The organism is uncultured Campylobacter sp., from assembly GCF_938045595.1.
GTDB lineage: Bacteria > Campylobacterota > Campylobacteria > Campylobacterales > Campylobacteraceae > Campylobacter_B.
This window is the reverse complement of record NZ_CALIBB010000185.1, coordinates 1-1,757: the sequence shown is the minus strand read 5'-3', so window position 1 is coordinate 1,757 and position 1,757 is coordinate 1. Positions and strand designations below refer to the sequence as shown.

Genomic DNA, 1,757 nt, shown 5'->3' with positions numbered 1-1,757 from the left:
AAATGAGCTCATACTCAAATGCGAAAAAGCGCACCTCGCGCCCGATCTGCTCGCGTTGTTTTCCAAAAGCGGCTTTAGCGGCGAGCTAGCAAGCCTAAAAAGCGATAAAATTTTACTCTTCTCACTCGAGGATTTTAAAATTTTACTTTGAACTGCGCGCCAAAAAAGCCTAGAATATGGCGCGAGCGAGCGGTACCGTGCGCGTACGGTATGCCGCAAGAAATAAGTGGGGTGCTACCTACGGATACGCTATCTACGGGCGGCACAGGCAGAGCATTGGTAAGCGCAAGGCATGGCAGACGCGCTATCGATAGGCGGTATGAAGGTGTGTTGAGCGGACGGCAGCGCTGTGGATAGGCAGACAGCGCGCTATCAGGGGCACACTATGACAGCAAATTTTAAACACAATCTGCAAGCAGAAAATCCGCCAATCACCAAATGCGAGTTTTTAAAATTCTATCACTAAATTTTAGCATAGGTTTAGACGGCTACGTCGCCCACGCACAAATCAGCCACTTGCGAATTTCCCGCGACTATTGATAAGCAAACACTCGCTATATGTAAGCAAACTCGCGCTGCTCATATACAAACCTCGCGCCCTAAATTCCTCAAATTTAGATTATTTTTTCGCCTTGATTACGTATGGGACTGATTTGATCACGCCTTTAGAAAACAGCGTCTTGGTGTCCGCATATACGGCGTCAAGCTCGGCTTTTGAGACGTCCGCATCGCTTACCTGCACGTCCTTGTCGTAGTATTTCTCGATCACGTCGATCGCGCCCTTTTGATCGCTCGGAGAGAGGGCCTTCAGCCGCTTTAAAACCAGCGCCGATTTGATAAACGCGCTCTTGCCGTGCACCGGCGCAAAGATCAATTTTACGTTGCTGTTGCGAAGATGCTTTGTGATCCTCTTCATCTCCTCGGCGCAATACGGACACTCCGGATCGCCCACGATGTAGGTCACGTAGGGATTATTTTTATCAAACGACTCGATATAAGCAAATCTCGCCGGATTTATGCTCTTTAGTAGCTCAAGTGCGGCGGCATCCCTGGCGTCCTTTAAAATTTGAGTTCTCATCTTAAACAGCGCCGCGTCCGCCGCGTCCGCAAGCTTAGGCTCCTCAGTCACTGCCACTAGGCTTTTGGCGTCGTCGCTAGCTAAAAACGCCTCTTTTTTCTCGCCCGAGCGGACGATCAGCAAATTTAGCCCGTTTAGCGAGTTTAGCTTGTCGATCGAGATGAGCTGAGCGTTTTTATCATTTAGACTTTGCTTTAGGTTTTTTACGAATTCCGCTTCGTTCGCATTCGCACCGAGCACAAAAGCCGCACACGCAGCCAAAACGTAGATGAGTTTTTTCATAGCTTCCCTCCCCTTAAAATTTCGCCAATTATATCAATTTAAAATAAAATTTGTTATAATCGCGCCCTATCAATTTAAGGAGAAATTTATGGCTTATTCAATGGGTGATTTAAAAAAGGGTTTGAAGATCGAAATCGACGGCATTCCGTATAAAATCGTAGAGTATCAGCACGTAAAACCGGGTAAGGGAGCGGCGTTCGTGCGCGCTAAGATCAAATCCTTCATCGACGGCAAGGTGCTTGAAAAGACCTTCCACGCCGGCGATAAATGCGAAGCGCCGAATCTTGAGGAAAAAGAGATGCAGTATCTCTACGACGACGGCGAGGCGTGTCAGTTTATGGATACCGATAGCTACGAACAGATCGCGATCAGCGATGAGGATGTGGGCGAAGCGAAA

General features: G+C 48.0%; 1 protein-coding gene and 1 pseudogene. One reads left to right on the top strand and one right to left on the bottom strand.

Features of this window, described 5'->3' with window-relative positions:
• Nucleotides 1–619: 619 nt before the first annotated feature.
• A complete protein-coding gene (locus Q0340_RS07365; protein ID WP_298082776.1) occupies nucleotides 620–1,360 on the bottom strand; it encodes a hypothetical protein in 741 nt (246 codons plus the stop codon).
• An 88-nt stretch (nucleotides 1,361–1,448) separates the two neighbouring features.
• On the opposite strand from Q0340_RS07365, the pseudogene Q0340_RS07360 reads away from it, so the two are divergent.
• Nucleotides 1,449–1,757 (top strand): annotated as a pseudogene (locus tag Q0340_RS07360) (elongation factor P); the annotation flags it as partial.